The 15468-nt window shown below is 58.7% G+C and carries 14 protein-coding genes; 1 reads left to right on the top strand and 13 read right to left on the bottom strand.

Annotated elements, in window-relative coordinates; translation table 11 throughout:
- Window positions 1-22: 22 nt before the first annotated feature.
- The 8 genes from FJU08_RS11935 to FJU08_RS11900 form a co-directional block, all read right to left on the bottom strand.
- Window positions 23-367 carry a RidA family protein gene (locus FJU08_RS11935; protein WP_141149245.1) on the bottom strand — a complete coding sequence of 115 codons (345 nt, stop codon included), beginning with the start codon at window positions 365-367 and terminating at the stop codon, window positions 23-25.
- A gap of 82 nt (window positions 368-449) precedes the next feature.
- Entirely contained in the window at window positions 450-1469 is a 1020-nt protein-coding gene (locus FJU08_RS11930; RefSeq protein ID WP_141149244.1) for a Gfo/Idh/MocA family protein, read from the bottom strand.
- Window positions 1466-2353: a sugar phosphate isomerase/epimerase family protein gene (locus tag FJU08_RS11925; RefSeq protein WP_141149243.1), complete on the bottom strand. Its 888-nt coding sequence runs from the start codon at window positions 2351-2353 to the stop codon at window positions 1466-1468. Before FJU08_RS11925 ends, FJU08_RS11930 begins: the two co-directional genes overlap by 4 nt.
- Window positions 2354-2371: 18 nt before the next feature.
- A complete protein-coding gene (locus tag FJU08_RS11920) occupies window positions 2372-3205 on the bottom strand; it encodes a carbohydrate ABC transporter permease (protein ID WP_141149242.1) in 834 nt (277 codons plus the stop codon).
- Window positions 3202-4113, bottom strand: coding sequence for a carbohydrate ABC transporter permease (locus FJU08_RS11915; RefSeq protein ID WP_141149241.1), 912 nt, complete (start codon window positions 4111-4113; stop codon window positions 3202-3204). The genes FJU08_RS11920 and FJU08_RS11915 overlap by 4 nt, the downstream gene beginning before the upstream one ends.
- A 157-nt stretch (window positions 4114-4270) precedes the next feature.
- Entirely contained in the window at window positions 4271-5491 is a 1221-nt protein-coding gene (locus tag FJU08_RS11910) for an ABC transporter substrate-binding protein (RefSeq protein WP_141149240.1), read from the bottom strand.
- A gap of 33 nt (window positions 5492-5524) precedes the next feature.
- Window positions 5525-6466, bottom strand: coding sequence for an alpha/beta hydrolase (locus tag FJU08_RS11905; protein ID WP_235890666.1), 942 nt, complete (start codon window positions 6464-6466; stop codon window positions 5525-5527).
- A gap of 89 nt (window positions 6467-6555) precedes the next feature.
- Window positions 6556-7278 carry a GntR family transcriptional regulator gene (locus FJU08_RS11900; protein WP_141149238.1) on the bottom strand — a complete coding sequence of 241 codons (723 nt, stop codon included), beginning with the start codon at window positions 7276-7278 and terminating at the stop codon, window positions 6556-6558.
- A gap of 198 nt (window positions 7279-7476) precedes the next feature.
- Here FJU08_RS11900 and FJU08_RS11895 point away from each other — a divergent pair, with 198 nt between their 5' ends.
- The gene (locus FJU08_RS11895; protein ID WP_141149237.1) at window positions 7477-8577 is read left to right on the top strand and encodes an ABC transporter ATP-binding protein; all 1101 of its coding nucleotides are present in this window, start codon (window positions 7477-7479) and stop codon (window positions 8575-8577) included.
- Window positions 8578-8737: 160 nt separating this feature from the next.
- Here FJU08_RS11895 and FJU08_RS11890 read toward each other — a convergent pair whose 3' ends face one another.
- From FJU08_RS11890 to FJU08_RS11870, 5 genes are all read right to left on the bottom strand, one after another.
- The gene (locus FJU08_RS11890) at window positions 8738-9841 is read right to left on the bottom strand and encodes a serine hydrolase domain-containing protein (RefSeq protein WP_210245222.1); all 1104 of its coding nucleotides are present in this window, start codon (window positions 9839-9841) and stop codon (window positions 8738-8740) included.
- A 386-nt stretch (window positions 9842-10227) separates the two neighbouring features.
- Window positions 10228-12066: a heavy metal translocating P-type ATPase gene (locus FJU08_RS11885; RefSeq protein WP_141149236.1), complete on the bottom strand. Its 1839-nt coding sequence runs from the start codon at window positions 12064-12066 to the stop codon at window positions 10228-10230.
- A gap of 261 nt (window positions 12067-12327) precedes the next feature.
- Window positions 12328-13275, bottom strand: coding sequence for a 2-hydroxyacid dehydrogenase (locus tag FJU08_RS11880; protein WP_141149235.1), 948 nt, complete (start codon window positions 13273-13275; stop codon window positions 12328-12330).
- A 70-nt stretch (window positions 13276-13345) separates the two neighbouring features.
- Window positions 13346-14245 (bottom strand): NAD(P)-dependent oxidoreductase, encoded by a 900-nt coding sequence (locus FJU08_RS11875; RefSeq protein WP_141149234.1) that lies wholly within the window; start codon window positions 14243-14245, stop codon window positions 13346-13348.
- Entirely contained in the window at window positions 14226-15152 is a 927-nt protein-coding gene (locus tag FJU08_RS11870; RefSeq protein WP_141149233.1) for an SMP-30/gluconolactonase/LRE family protein, read from the bottom strand. The genes FJU08_RS11875 and FJU08_RS11870 overlap by 20 nt, the downstream gene beginning before the upstream one ends.
- Between the last annotated feature and the right edge of the window lie 316 nt (window positions 15153-15468).

The following is a 15468-nucleotide window of genomic DNA, read 5'->3' as shown; positions in this document are numbered from 1 at the left end:
GATATTACTTTGCTGGATGTTGTTACTTGTAAGCCGTGACGATGAGTTCGATCAGCATTCCCGGACCGAGCGTGCCGGGGCAGATGGTCGCGCGGGCGGGCATATCTTCCGGCGCAAGCCATTCCTTCATGACGTCATTCATCGCTTCCTTGTCGCCGAGGTCCTTCAGATAGACCCAGATGAACAGAAGTTTGGTCTTGTCCGATCCGGCGGCGGCAAGATAGGTATCAAGCTTGGCAACAGCCTCGCGGGTTTGTCCCTTGATATCCAGGCTCGTGTCGTCGCATGCCGTGCCGCCGACAAAGACGAAACCGTCTTTCTCCGTGACCCGGTGCAGGACAGGGGTAGGCAGATATCTGTTGACCATAGGTGTCTCCTTTCCTTGTGGGCGGGGCCTGCCGCAATGCTTGTGGAAGGGCGCGGCAGGTCCCGGCTATTTCTCAGTGCCGTCAGAGACGGCGCCTTCTGAGTTGTTCATTGACGCGCTCGGCCATGCGTTCCAGAGACGCCATGGCGGATACGCCGTCAAAAATGGTGGGTGCAGCCGATGGCTCACCGGCAAAGGCAAGCGCTGCATCATGCATCAGCGCGGCATAGCCCTTGTGATCCTCATTGGCGGCTGCGGTGAAATTCGGGGTCCAGGAGAGCGTGTCAGCGCCATCAGCAAGGCTTGCCGCCGGATCATCGGCCTTGAAGGCCGGATCGCGGAAATAGCGGATATTGATCACATTCTCGATTTCGATCCGACGGTGATCGCCCATGATGGTGATCGCCTCGGTGGGCGTGCCACGCGACTGGATCGTCCCCATGATGATATTGCCGATCGCCCCGTTCTCGCAGGCAAAATTCATATGCATCAACATATGGCCTGGCTGGTGCTCGCTGGCACGAACCTCGAAATCGGCAAAGGGCGCACCGGCAAGCCAGGGCATCAGGTCCATGTAGTGGACGCAGTGATGCAGGAAGAAGCTGGTATAGTCCGGCGTCTTGCCGAAATAGGCAGGCCCCGACATATACGAGCCGGACAGCCCCAGAACCGGACCGAAATCACCATTTCTGATGATATTCTCCGCGATCTTGTTGCCGGTCGAATAGCGCTTCATGAAGCCGACAATGACCGGCTTGTTCGCTTTTTCAGATGCGCGCGCGATGTCTTCCGCACCCTTTTTGTCACGTGCCGGCGGCTTTTCCAGAAAGACCGGCAGCCCGTGCTGAAGCGCTGCAATCGAGGCCTCGTGATGGAGATCGGGACCGACCGCCATGCCGATGGCATCCAGCCCCTGATGGGCGATGAGATCGCGCCAGTCGGAATAGACCGCCTCGGCACCATAACGCCAGCGCGCGGCCTCGGCAGCCGAAGCGTTCAGATCACAAACAGCGGCAATGCGCATGTCGTTGCGCCCGAGCTGGGGCATGAGCATTTGCGATGCGTGGAGGCCGCAGCCGATCCAGCCGATATTCAGGGTCATCGCCGATACTCCGCCATATATGCCATGGCCCGGATCAGGGCGACGGCATGTTTCAGTTTCTCGCTTTCATCTTCATGCGGTGCCCGCCATTGCGCGATCGGCAGACCGATCCGGTCGTCATTGCGGCGGAAGGGCTCCAGCGTCAGCGGTCCGTCATAGCCGACGGCAGAAAGCGCCCGCATGGTCTCGGCCCAGTCGATATGACCGGTTCCGGGAAAGCCGCGATGATTTTCATTGGCCTGGAAATAGACAATACGATTGCCCGCCATGCGGATCGCATCGGGTATCGAACCTTCCTCGATATTGGCGTGGAAGGTATCAAACAGCAGGCCAAAAGCTGGATGATCGACGGCATCGATCACGGAAAGCGCCTGCGAAACTGTTGAAATAACATCGGTTTCGTAGCGATTAAGCGGTTCAAGTGCCAGCTTGCAGCCGATATTCTGCGCCAGCGGTGCAAGCGCCGCCATCGCCTCGATTGTGCGTTCGCCACGGGCGCGCATTTCATCTTCGGCCACGGGTGCCGGCGCGCGGCCGGCAAAGACCATCGGCGCACCGTAAAGCGGGCCACCGAGGAAGCGGGCGCCGAGTGCATCGGCGACCGCAAGAGCATATTTCAGATAGTCCAGCCCCGCCTTTCGGATGGCCGGATCGGCATCACAGACCGAACGGGAGGGGTTTACCCGGGCGGCAAGCGCCACGGTCAGACCGGCGGTCTCGATTGCCGCGCGTGTTGCGGCGAGATCGAGATCGTCCTCCGGCTCGGGGACAAGCAGCTCGACAAGATCGAAGCCGAGCGACTTCATGTGGGCAAAAAGCGGCAGGTGCTGGCGTGTAAACGGCCGCGCAAATTGCATCGATATGATACCGACTGAATTATTCACGTAAGATCTCCCTGCCCGTCAGCCCTTGACCGCACCCTGGGTCATGCCGCTGATCAGGCGTTTTTGAACAATGAGGAAGAGGATGGTTGCCGGCATGGCGCCGACAATGCCGCCTGCGGTGAGCAGGCCCCACTGCACCTCATACTCACCAATCAGGGTCTGGATCGCGACCGTGATCGGACGGACATGCGATCCGCCGAGCGTGAGGGCATAGAGATATTCATTCCAGGCCGTGATGAAGATGTAGATGCCGGTGGCAATGATGCCGGGCATGCACAGCGGCAGAACCACGCGCCTGAGCGCACCGAGCCTCGTGCAGCCATCCGTCATCGCCGCTTCGTCAAGCGACTTCGGAATGCCGTTGATATAGCTGGTCATCATCCAGACCGAGAATGGAATGGCCACCGTCGAATTGGCGATGATCAGTGCCAGATGCGTATCGATCAGGCCGAGAACGCGCATCAGCACGAAGAGCGGCAGGATCAGCAGCACAATCGGGAACATGTTGATGATCAGGAACTGGATCAGAAGATAGCGTTTTCCCTTGAAGGAAAAGCGCGAGAAAGAATAGGCCGCCGTCACGCTCAGCGTCAGGCCGACAATCACCGTGCCACCGGCAATGATGAAGGAGGTGAGCATGTTGCCCAGGAAGCCGACCGTCTTGAACAGGCGGACATAGTTGTCGAATGTCGCGCCGATCAGGCTCGGTCCCTGCGTGAACAATTTGTCTTCCGCCGTCAGCGAGGTCAGAAGCATCCAAAGATAGGGCCCAAGGGTGAAGAGCAGAATCAGCACCATCGGCAGTTCGACAAACAGCACGCGTCTGAGCGTGGATTTTTTCCCGACGATCATTGCGAAACCCTCCCGACCTTGCGGAGATAGACAATGACAAGACCAAGCAGCATCAGGGTGAAGAGGACGGCAAGCGCCGAACCGTAACCGAAATCGAGATTGGTGCGGGCCTTGATGAAGGCGTAAAGCGGCAGCGTGTAGGTGGAATAACCGGGACCACCGCCGGTCATGACGTAGATGACGTCAATCGAGTTCGCGACCCAGATGGTCCTGAGCAGAACCGCGGTGACCAGGACACCTGAGATGCCGGGCAGCGTAATGTGCCAGAACTGGCGGAACTTGCTGGCGCCATCGATGGATGCCGCCTCGTAATAGCTCCGTGGGATCGATTGCAGACCGGCGAGGATCATCACCGCGAAGAAGGGAAAGCCCTGCCAGGTCAGCGTCAGGATGATGGCGTAAAGCGCGGTATCGGGATCGGCCAGCCACGGGATCGACTGCTTGATGATATCGACCCTCAACAGGAAATCGTTGAGGATCCCGTAATTGCCGTCATAGATCCACACCCACATCAGGCCGATGACAACACTTGGCAGCGCCCATGGAATGATGATCAGCGCGCGCGCCAGCGGCCGCCAGGGAAATTCCTGGTTCAGCAGCATCGCAGCGGCAAGGCCCAGAAGCAGCTGCGAAGGGATGGTGATCCCGATCCAGATGACCGTGTGCTTGAGCGAGATCCAGAATACCTCGTCATGCAAGGCATTGATGAAATTCTTCAGGCCGACAAAGGGCATGGAATGCGGTTTGAACAGCACATAGTCATGCAGGCTCATCCAGGCGGCCTGTACCATGGGGAAGAAGACGATTGCCAGCGTCACGATAACCGCCGGTGACAGCAGCGCGTAGGGGAGCACCCTCTTGGCAAGCGCCGCACGCGACATCGGCTGCTCGGTTTCTATCATTGTCATTTTCGTTTCGCCGGAGAGGCGCCGGCGCCCTGATTGTTCCCGTCACACGGCAGACAAAGTTCGATCGTCTACCGGCGCGGAACCGGTATGAACGGGGGGAGAACCGGCCCGGCCCCCCTTTGGGCCGGGCACTTGTCTTTTCAGGCTGGAGGACTGCTTACGGGTTGAACAGTTCGTCGATCTTCTGGTTCATCTGTTCAGCCGTGATCTGGCCGAGCAGTGCGCGCTGCATGTTGACAGGCCAGACCGTATTCACGAAGTCCGCGGTTGCGGTGACATTGGGCAGCATATGCGCGAAGGGCAGCGATGCCACCGTTGCATCGACAAAGCGCTTGGGATGCAGCGTCCAGTTGGCCGCATCCGTCTTGCTGACGGGCAGCTGGCCGGTGGATTCGTTGAACTCCTTGTTATTGCCTGCCGTCGACAGGAAGGAGATCCACTTCCAGGCCGCATCCGGAGCCTCTGACGAAGAGAAGATCGCCGTCTCCTCATCACCAAAGGATGTCCAATGGCCACCGCCGCATTCGGGAACCGGCACAGCCGAGACCTTGTCGCCAAGGGCTGCAACCATGTCATTGGCCGAACCGATATGGTGAATGGTCATGGCCGTCTTGCCGGCCTTGAAGGCACCGATCACTTCCTTGAACCCGTCATTTGGTGCTGATGGCGGGAAAACCTTGTCCTTCTGGAACAGGTCAACCACGAACTGCGTGCCGGCAATGGCATTCTCATTGGTCATGCCGCCCTTCTCAAAACTGACGCCTTCACGCGAAAGCGTCAGGCTGCCCCAGTGGTCCTGTCCTCCGGCACCGCCGCGGAAGCCAAAGCCGTATACATCCGGATTGCCGTCACCATTGGTGTCGCGGGTCAGCTTGATTGCATCCTCGCGAAATTCATCACAGGTTTTCGGTGGCGTCAGACCAAGCTCATCAAACATGTCGGTGCGATAATAAAGGTAGAGCACAACATATTGCAGCGGCAGATAATATTGGGTGCCGTCCGTCGATTTGGTCAGATTGAAGAGATTTTCGTCAATATCCGAGGCTCCGTCCCAGGCCTGGATATAATCGTCTAGCGGAACCAGCGCGCCCATTTCTGCCAGACGCGACTGAGCATTCATCTTCACCATCGCCGCATCCGGCGCGTTGCCGGCAACGATCGAGGCATAGAGATTATCGTAATATGTCCCCCATGGAATATTTTCAGCCTTGATCGTGATATCGGGGTTCTGGGCTTCGAACTTTGCCACCAGATCCGCCATCGGATTGTCAGCATTGTCGAAATGATACCAGAACCGAACGGTATCCTTGGCGTTGGCTGCTGTCCCGCATGCAAGCATGGCTGCGGTCAGTGCCACAACTGAAACGACTTTCCTCATTTGCTCCTCCGCTTGTCATCGAACCGTGTTCGACTAAGTGGTTTCTTCAGTGCCCGTAAATTCTCGGAAGGCTTTCGCCGCCTCCTCCGCTGCCGATCGGGCCTCGGCAAGAACTGAACCCATTTGCATGAAACCGTGCACCACTCCTCCGTGGAGCCGGTAGATATCCCGCCGCCCGAGCGCGACAAGGCGTTCGGCCAGCATTTCACTGTCAGAGCGCAACGGATCAATCGCTGCGGCATTGATGAAAAGCGGCGGAAGCGCCGCCAGCGCCCGGTCATCCGCCTTGAATGGGGAGACCAGTGGGTTGTCTCGTTGCGCCCTGTCGGGTGTGTAGAAGTCCCAGTAACGCATCATCTTCGCCCGGGTCAGGCCGGGACCGTTTTCGCAATCGCGATAGGATGGCGAGCAAAAATCATCATTGTAGACGCCATAGAAAAGCAGGCCGCAATCCGGCAGCGCCGCACCATTTTCGTTCTGCGAAAGCATGGTCGCAAGCGCAAGATTGGCGCCCGCACTGTCACCGGCCAGCGCCAGCGGCCGGTTGATCCCGGCAAAATGCCCCTGGCCCGAAAGCACCGCCTGAAAGACGGCGACACAATCATTGAGTCCGGTCGGGAACGGGTGTTCCGGCGCAAGGCGATAGTCGAAGGTCAGCACATGGGCATCCGCCGAGAGCGCCAGAAGCCGGGCGGCATATTCATGCGTATCCATGCTGCAAAAGGCCCAGCCGCCGCCATGAACGAAGACGATCAGGCCGGACGCGGTTTCGCTCGGCGTGATCAGCCTGCAGTTCAGCGATCGGGAATGGGGAACATCAAGTGTGAAGTCCCAGCTCTGCCGGATGGCCGGAAGATCCCTGTTCCAGCGGCGATTGGTTGCCTCCGCAAGCGCCCGTCCTTCTGCCGGCGCAATCGTCGTCGGGTCGGCAAGCCCTCGGTCCTCACGCGCCAGACGCTCAAGGATCTCAGCCATGTCGGGCGTCAGAAGACGGTCTTCGGGACTTGCCCGAAACCGCGTCCTCTCCGCCTTTATCTGCCCTGCCCCTCCCGACATATCCTCACCTATTGCCTGGCCGCTGCTCCGCCGGCCAGGATATCCGGGCCGAAATTGACGATTGTCGTGATGTGGTGGCCGAGCGCCGTCGCCACTTTTTCCGGATCTCCACTGTCCAGCGCTTCAACGATGCTTTCATGACGATCCGCCGTCTCGACAAGATCAAGACGGCCGCGCGAATTCAAAATCTTGAAGCGATGGTTATGCACGAGGCAGCGATGCAGCACCGGACCGACACTCGGCAGATCAGCCGCATCAAACAGCCGAAGATGGAAGGACCGGTCGATGAGCGAAAGCTTGTAGGCGTCCCCTTCCCGCGCAATCGTCTTCATCTGTGCGATATAGTCCAGCAGTTCCCGGCGCAGCAAAGCGCCATAGCGCTGCAGCACGCGGCCGACATTGCGGGTCTCGATCTCCTTGCGGATCATGATCATTTCCCGCGCATCATCGGCACGCGAATCGGCAACGAAAGTGCCGCGATGGGCCATACGCTCAACAAGACCGTCGTGATTGAGCGCGATCAGCGCTTCGCGAACCGTCGACTGGCTGCATTCAAATTCCTCTGCCAGCTCCAGCTCAAGGATCGGTGCCATGGGCGGGCGTTCCCCCAGCATGATCTGACGCTGCAGATCTTCATAGACCGTATGGCTGCGCTTGGCGGTGCGGCGTGCGGAGCCACGCCCTGACGCCACCTTCTTCCCTTCCGGCTTTCCGAAACTTTCGATCGCCATATTCGTATCCATCGCTTGCATATCGATAACGTTATCGTTAATCTACCGATACCAAATTCGTTTGGCAAGTCGGATTTTCGCCAAATCTGCTGTCAGCCGCCTCCCCCAGGGGATAGCCTGCCACCGGTTTCGTGAAGTCCTTCGATTACATCGGTAAGTCGCGGGTTTTGTGCCAGCCCGCACATCTGGGAGGATGCAATGGCGAGTATCAAGCTCGAGCGCCTTGTGAAAAACTACGGTGCCTTCAATGCAATCAAGGGGATAGATCTGGAGATTGCAGATGGTGCCTTTGTGACCTTTGTCGGCCCGTCAGGTTGCGGCAAATCGACCCTGTTGCGCATGGTCGCCGGCCTGGAGGAAATTTCCGGGGGCAAGCTCAAGATTGACAATAAGGTGGTCAACGACCTGGAACCGCGTGAGCGTGATATCGCCATGGTCTTTCAGGACTATGCGCTTTACCCGCATATGACCAATGCCGAAAATATCGGTTTCGGCCTGAAGATGCGTGGCCACACCAAGGCCGAAATTGATGAACGCGTGAAAGAGGCCGCGGAAATCCTGCAGATCGCGCCGCTTCTGGAGCGCAAGCCCGGTCAGCTTTCCGGTGGCCAGCGCCAGCGCGTTGCCATGGGGCGCGCCATTGTCCGCCGGCCTAAAGTCTATCTCTTCGACGAGCCGCTTTCCAACCTCGACGCCAAGCTGCGCGTTGACATGCGTACCCAGATCAAGCGCCTGCACACATTGCTGAAGACCACGACCATTTACGTGACCCATGACCAGGTCGAAGCCATGACGCTTGCCGACCATATCGTCATCCTCAAGGATGGCGTAATCATGCAGCAGGGCAAGCCTGTCGAAGTCTATGAGCGCCCGATCAGCCGTTTTGTCGGCGAATTTATCGGCTCGCCGAAAATGAACATCATCACCACAACGCTGGAAAAGGATGGTGACAGGGCCAGTCTGCGCTTTGTCGACTTTGCCCTGCCGGTCGAAAATATCGAGGGAGAGACTGGAACCGAGGTGGAAATCGGTATTCGTCCTGAACATCTCGTTCCATGTGCTGAGGAAGAGGCTCTCTTTGCAGCACGCATCGATGTGCTGGAGCCACTTGGCTCAGATACCCATGCGATCTGCCTGCTTGGCGACACGGAAATAACCGCCCGCCTGGCGCCGGATGCAAGCCTCGCGCCCGGCCAGACGCTCTACCTGAAGGCCGATCCCGGCAATATCCATTTTTTCGACCCGAAAAGCGGTCTCCGCCTCGAAATCAAGGCCCGTGCCATAGAAGCACTCGCCTGACCCTTCTCCCATGGGACGCACCGATGGCCGGGCGTCCCTGTCTCCGGCAGGGTTGGCTCCGACGTTCACCAACCTGTGCCAGACCTTGCCCCCGCTTCACCGGTCCATCTGTGAGCGGGGGCTTTTTCGCTTCCCACAAGAAAGGGCGATACGGATTGGTTCAGGGCATCGAATAGGGATGCCCAAGTGCTTCAGCCAGGGCCGTAAAAACGCGCGTCGCCGGTGATGAACAGGCTAGCCCGGTCGCATTGCCTGCCAGCACGGCCGCATCGCCGCAATCGCCTGAGGGAATGTCGCTATTGGTCTGCACGACGACGGTTGTATCGCTGGCCGTGTCGTAAAACACCGTGGTGTTGTAGCCCGGCAATTCGCCGGTGTGACCAACCCAGCCGCCAACACAGCCCATGCCGATGCCATAACCAGCAGGTGACGGAAAACTGGCAAGCCGCACCTCCTGCGCAGCCGGGTCCAAAAGCCCCTGCCCAGTGCCGAGCGCGCGGCCATAGGTCAAAAGATCATCGAGACTGGAAATCATCCCGCCGGCCGTCCAGCCCCAGGACGGGTTCCAATCGGTCGCATTTGTCGGCGTATCCGGCGTGGCCTCATTGCCCTGCATCGTGAAGCCCTGGGGATAGGGCGCGGGAATATCGCTGGAGGTCCCGGGCCAGAAGGTATTATTAAGCCCGAGTGGTTCGAAAATCTGCGCCTTGAACACGTCCCCGACCGGCTTCCCCGTCACCTTCTCAATCACTTCGCCCAGGAGCACCGTATTGGTGTTGGAATAGTCAAAGCGCGCGCCGGGTTCGAAAATCGGTGATTCGTCGAGACCATATTGCAGAAGCTCATCGACGGTAAAAACATGCTCGGGATCGGAAAAGAGACGATCCTGAAAATCTTCCGACAAAGTGTAGCTGGCAAGCCCGCTGGTCATATCAGCCAGCTGGAGCAGCGTGATCCGGTCTCCATTCGGAATATCGTCAACATAGGTGCTGATCGTGTCATCCAGAGAAACCTTGCCAGCCTGAACCAGCTGCATGAGTACCGTTCCGGTGAACGTCTTGGTGACCGAGCCGATCCGCGTATGCATGCCGATTTCCATCGGCGCCCCGGTTTCAGGATCGGCAACCCCATAGGCCTTTTGCCAATAGCCCTCAGGCGTGCGCACGCCGGCAATGACACCTGGAGCCGCCGTGTCACCAAGGACCGCAGTCACGGCAGCATCAAATCTGGCTGCCAGTTCACCCGACAGCGGTGTTGTAATCATTGCAGCCCCGGGCTGCATCGTTGCCACAGCTGCCGGATCGGAAACGCAGGACTGATCCCCCGCAAATGCCGCTCCGCTGCCAAACATCCCCGCGAAAAAAACAACCGAAGCAAAGGTTTTACCTGCCTGCCCATCTCGAAAGCACTTCATCCACATTCCCACTTACAGATATTCCTGCATTTTAGCTGACTTAACATGTATCAAATCCATGACTAAACTAGAACGTTTGTGGAGACAAACGAAGCCAACAACGGTTCATTTTTGGTATAAATGTTTGCATCAGCCGTTTTTCAGGCATGGCGCCACCCTGTTCGTGCAGCAAAGCAGCGTGCAGGCGAAGTGGCTCTGAGACAGCGCGCGCCGTACTGACTTTATCCCACTGCAACCTAAACGGTGACCTTGACCCTGAGAACCCTGAGTGCGTTGAGGATAACCGCCACATCAATAACCTCCTGCAGCAGAGCTCCCTCAACCGGCACCAGATAGCCAAAGGCCGCGGCAATCATGGCAAGAACCGAAAGCCCTATCCCGACGGCAACGCTTTCAAGGGCGATGTGTCGCGCCCGGCGCGCAATCTCGATGCCGGGCCGCAACTGCCCGACCCGATCGACGAGCAGAACCACATCGGCGGCTTCCGCAGACGCCGCTGCGCCACGTGCGCCCATGGCGACACCAACATCGGCAGCCGCCAGCGCCGGCGCGTCATTGATCCCGTCGCCGACCATCATCACCGCCGCATCGTTGCGCTCGGCAATCACCAGAGCCACCTTCTGATCCGGCGTCAGCCCCGCATGGACGCCATCCAGCCCGAGGCCCTCTGTCACCTTTTCGGCGACCGCAGCGCGGTCGCCGGTGGCCAGCAGAATTTTCTTGATCCCTTGCTGACGCAATCCATCAAGCATGGCCCCCGCTTCCTGGCGCAGAGGATCTGCCATAATGAGATAACCCGCGAGAACACCATCCACGGCAACGGCCACCAGCACGGATCCGGCTGTTTTTTCAGGAGGGCTTATCGGACCGGATCCCAGCCTTGAGGCGACGAAACCAGCCCCGCCAACCAGTATGTCATGCCCCTCGATACGGCCTGAAAGCCCTTCGCCCGGAAATTCGGACACTGCCTGTGGCACGGGCAGCACCAAGCCCTCAGCCTGCGCCTGCGCCACGACAGCCTGGCCGACCGGGTGTTTGGACGCCTGATCCAGCGCTGCAGCATAGTGCAGAACCTCACTTTCCGAAAAGGCTGCACGCAGATCAACGGATACGATCTGCGGTCGCCCTTCCGTCAATGTACCGGTCTTGTCGACAATAAGCGTCTTGATGCGGGCCATAGCCTCCAGCGCCGCCGCCCCCTTGATCAGCACCCCGAAATGCGCCGCCCGCGACATCCCGGCAACCAACGCTACCGGGACAGCCAGAATGAGGGGACAGGGCGTTGCAACGACCAGAACCGCCACCGCCCGGATGGGGTCGCCGGTGAACCACCAGGCCGCTGCCGCCAATATCACCGTGACCGCGAGAAAGCCGAGCGACCACAGATCCGCCATCCGCGACATGGGTGCACGCGATTGCTGTGCGGCTTCGACCAGACGGACAATACCGGCATAGGTGCTGTCACCGGCCGATCGGGCGGCGACCATGTCAAAGGCCTCGCCGGCATTCATCGAGCCGCTCATCAACTCGGCACCGCCATCATAACGCGCCGGCAGGGATTCGCCGGTCAGCGGCGAGGTGTCGAGAAAGGCCACCGACGATACAAGCCGCCCATCAACCGGCACCGCCTCGCCCTGACGGACAAACAGCCGGTCACCGGGCGTGACGGCATCAAGCAGGACCTCTTCCAGACCGCCATTTTGATGCCGTGTTGCCGTGCGTGGCACGCGCGAGAGAAGATCATGCATCTCGCGCCGTGCCCTGCCCTCGGCAAAGCTTTCGAGAAAGGTGCCGCCGGAATACATGACCGCAATGACGGCGGCGGCAAGCGCCTCACCAAACATCAAAGCCGCCGACATGGAGAGGGCTGCGACGACATCAAGTCCAACCTCTCCCCGTGCCAGCGAACGTACAATCTCCAGGACAAGGAAAAACAACGCCGGCACGACGCCAATACCCCAGACCATGGCCGCAGGTGCGGGATACCCCAAAAGCAGCAGAACAAGGCCAACCAGCAAGCCGGAAACGGCAATCGCCAGAAGCGTCGTCTTCAAACTCCGGCCTATCGCCTGCATTCGCGGTCCTCCCGATCGCAGACACTGCCTGATCAGCGCTGGACGATCTCTCCCTCTCGCAAAGGCCAAGCATCCGTCAGCCTTCCCCGATTGTCCAGCGATATCAACATGTCACGAGAGGGATGCCATTTGAAATGACAGGGATCAAAACCGAAATCATCGCGATCTCGGCGACCGCCAGTTTGACAGCCAAACCAAATCACGTTGATACGCGGTGCAAAGACTGCGCATCACGAGATCCGCGTGCTCAGACCCGCAGTATCACAGCACAGGCGTCAGCAGGCTCTCACCGGCAAAATGCGCGGCGAGATTGTCAAAAACAAGTTTGCCCATAGCCTTGCGCGTCTCATAGGTACCGGATGCGTGATGCGGCTGCAAAAGTACATTATCAAGCGCCAGAAAGCGCGGGTTGATCTTCGGCTCGCCCTCGAACACGTCGAGTGCGGCCGAACCGAGCTCTTTCTTCTCCAGCGCGACCAAAAGAGCGCCCTCATCGATATTGGAGGCGCGCGAAATATTGATCAGCATGCCTTCAGCGCCGAGAGCAGTGATCACATCGTGATTGACGATGTGACGCGTGGCAGCAGACGCGGCAAGCGTCACGAACAGGAAATCAGACTGTTCGGCAAGCGCCACCGCATTATCAACAAAGCGCCAGTCAGCGGCATAATCCTTGGGCGCGATGTCGCTGTAGGCAATCTCCATGTCGAAACCGGCCAGGCGGCGCGCCACCTCATAGCCGATCCGGCCAAGGCCGAGAATGCCGGCACGTTTGCCATGAACGCGATGCATGAGCGGATAGAGCCCCTTTCCGGCCCAGTTGCCACTGCGCACCCAGCTTTCCGCGCCGATCATGCCGCGCGAGAGGCAAAGCATCATGGCGACGCCGAGATCGGCCACATCCCTGGTCAGAACATCCGGCGTATTGGTGACGCGAATGCCGCGTTCGCGCGCCGCCTCAAGGTCAACCGCATCATAGCCAACGCCGTAAACGCTGATGATTTCCAGCGCCGGAAGTGCTGCGATCAACGCCCGGTCGGCTCCCAGTTCGCCCCGCGTGGCAATGCCGCGGATACTGCCCGCATGGGCTGCGAGAAAGGCCTTTTTGTCCTCGACGTCGAAATAGCGGTGCATGGTGAAATGTGCATTCAGACGCTCATCGTCCCAGCTCGGATAGGGGCCGATCTGCAGGATTTCGACTTTGCTCATGGGAGTCTCCATTCAAAATTATGTTATCGATATCATTCAATATCGCAAAAATACCGGCACCACCGGCTGTTCAGCGGCGGTGATTGCAGTCAAGCAATTGCAGAAAAAGCGCCGAATGGTCGAGATCGCCGCCATCAAGACGCTCGACCAGATCAGCAAAACGATCTCGCTGAAGCGTCGTCAGTGGCAATTCCAGCCCCATCTCACGGCATTCAGACAGGACATTCTCTAGATCCTTGAGCTGAAAGACGGTGCGGCCGCCCGGCACGAAATCGCCATCCTGCATCCGCTTTCCGTGTTGTTGCAGGATGACGGAATCGGCAAAGCCGCCCTTGAGAACTGCCCGGAAGGCCGCAGGATCAATCCCGCCCTCTCGCACCATGAGCGTGGCTTCGGCAACCGCGCCTATCGTGATGGCGACAATCGCCTGATTGGCGAGTTTGGCCAGCTGACCGCTGCCAGCCGGACCAAGAAGGATAGCCTGCCCCATGGCTGAAAACAGCGGCATCAGCGGTTCGAAATGGCCTGCTTCGCCACCCGCCATGATCGCCAGGCGACCGTCCTCCGCTCCCTTGGTGCCGCCGCTCACAGGGGCATCAATGTGATAAATCCCCAGTGCTGCAAGCCGTTCGGCATGGTCGCGCGCCTCAGCCGGACGGATGGAGCTCATGTCAATGACGGTTGCGCCTTTGCAGATTTTCGCAGCCACGCCATGCGCGAACAGAAAGTCGGCGACAGCCGGGCCATCTGACAGCATGGTGATGACAACCTCAGCGGCAGCTACGGCCTCTTCCGGCGTTTCCGCAAGCCTTGCGCCAAAGGGTACGAGCGCTTCAGCCTTGGCCCTGCTCCGGTTCCAGACAGTGACCGAAAAACCGGCCTTCAGCAGGTTTTTCGCCATGGGTGCCCCCATGAGGCCCGTTCCGATAAATGCGACCGTCAACATTTCATTATCCCAGTTTACAGCCATTGGCCGTGACATAGATTGCATAAAGAGAGGTGGAAGCGGTGATGAAGAGCCGGTTACGTTTTGCCCCGCCGAACGTCAGGTTGGACACCGCTTCCGGCACATGGATCTTGCCGATCAGTGTTCCATCAGTGTGATAGCAGTGAACGCCGTCTGCGGCGCTCGCCCAGATCCGACCTGACCGGTCAACGCGAAACCCGTCAAATAGCCCGTTGGTGCAGGTTGCGAAAACGCCGCAATCGCGCAGCTGCATTCCACTGTCCGCCTTGAATACCCGAATGTGACGTGGTCCGCCGGAAAGATGGGTCGCGCCGGTATCGGCCACATAGAGCAGGCTTTCATCCGGGGAAAAGGCTATTCCGTTCGGCTTTTCCATCCTATCGATGACCCGGGTCACAGATCCCGAAGCCGGGTCGGCACAATAGACATGGCAGCCAGCTATCTCCGGCTCGCCATAATCCCCCTCATAATCATGCATGATGCCGTAGGAGGGATCCGTGAACCAGATCGTGCCATCAGACCTGACCGTAACATCATTGGGGGAATTGAAGCGCGCACCATCGAAACGATCGGCAATCACGCGAACCGACCCATCAAATTCCGTACGGGTGATGCGCCGGGTCAAATGCTCACATGTAACAAGCCGCCCCTCATTGTCGAGCGTGTTGCCATTGGCATTGTTGGCGGGCACACGGAACACCGAAACGACGCCATTTGTCTCATCAAACCGCATCATGCGGTTGTTCGGAATATCGGAAAAAACGAGATAGCGCCCGGCGCCAAACCAGGCTGGCCCTTCCAGCCAGCGCCCGCCTGTCCAGAGCCGTTCCAGCCTGGCGTGACCGACAAAACAGCACTCAAACCGCGGATCGAGCACCTCGAAACCGCTTCCTTCGATAACACCGAACATGGTCTCCTCCCGAAACCTGCCCCCGCCGATGAGCGCCCCTTGAAGGCATCGACCCGACGGGAAATGTTTTATCTTACTTGCCTCAGGCAATTGCGACCACAATACCGGCTCACACACGCGACCGAACGACCCTGGCATGAAATTTTCATATGATATCGATAACAGCCATGATATGAACAACAATAGCGAAGTCTGTCAAGCGTCCCATCGCAACCGGGAAACCAGAAGCCAGCGCAACGATCGGTCGCATCGCACGCAGACAGGGTTTATATAAATCTGACCATGCAGCGGTTGCAGCCTTCTGGCGGTCATCGTT

It is taken from the genome of Martelella alba (genome assembly GCF_006516955.1).
GTDB lineage: Bacteria > Pseudomonadota > Alphaproteobacteria > Rhizobiales > Rhizobiaceae > Martelella > Martelella alba.
This window is presented reverse-complemented; position numbering and strand designations above follow the sequence as displayed.

Excerpts from the sequence above, each read along its gene's own strand:
- FJU08_RS11935 (WP_141149245.1), bottom strand. The coding sequence starts at position 367 with ATGGTCAACAGATATCTGCCTACCCCTGTCCTGCACCGGGTCACGGAG.
- FJU08_RS11930 (WP_141149244.1), bottom strand. The coding sequence starts at position 1,469 with ATGACCCTGAATATCGGCTGGATCGGCTGCGGCCTCCACGCATCGCAA.
- FJU08_RS11920 (WP_141149242.1), bottom strand. The coding sequence starts at position 3,205 with ATGATCGTCGGGAAAAAATCCACGCTCAGACGCGTGCTGTTTGTCGAA.
- FJU08_RS11915 (WP_141149241.1), bottom strand. The coding sequence starts at position 4,113 with ATGACAATGATAGAAACCGAGCAGCCGATGTCGCGTGCGGCGCTTGCC.
- FJU08_RS11910 (WP_141149240.1), bottom strand. The coding sequence starts at position 5,491 with ATGAGGAAAGTCGTTTCAGTTGTGGCACTGACCGCAGCCATGCTTGCA.
- FJU08_RS11905 (WP_235890666.1), bottom strand. The coding sequence starts at position 6,466 with ATGGCTGAGATCCTTGAGCGTCTGGCGCGTGAGGACCGAGGGCTTGCC.
- FJU08_RS11900 (WP_141149238.1), bottom strand. The coding sequence starts at position 7,278 with ATGGCGATCGAAAGTTTCGGAAAGCCGGAAGGGAAGAAGGTGGCGTCA.
- FJU08_RS11895 (WP_141149237.1), top strand. The coding sequence starts at position 7,477 with ATGGCGAGTATCAAGCTCGAGCGCCTTGTGAAAAACTACGGTGCCTTC.
- FJU08_RS11890 (WP_210245222.1), bottom strand. The coding sequence starts at position 9,841 with ATGATTACAACACCGCTGTCGGGTGAACTGGCAGCCAGATTTGATGCT.
- FJU08_RS11885 (WP_141149236.1), bottom strand. The coding sequence starts at position 12,066 with ATGCAGGCGATAGGCCGGAGTTTGAAGACGACGCTTCTGGCGATTGCC.
- FJU08_RS11880 (WP_141149235.1), bottom strand. The coding sequence starts at position 13,275 with ATGAGCAAAGTCGAAATCCTGCAGATCGGCCCCTATCCGAGCTGGGAC.
- FJU08_RS11875 (WP_141149234.1), bottom strand. The coding sequence starts at position 14,245 with ATGGCTGTAAACTGGGATAATGAAATGTTGACGGTCGCATTTATCGGA.
- FJU08_RS11870 (WP_141149233.1), bottom strand. The coding sequence starts at position 15,152 with ATGTTCGGTGTTATCGAAGGAAGCGGTTTCGAGGTGCTCGATCCGCGG.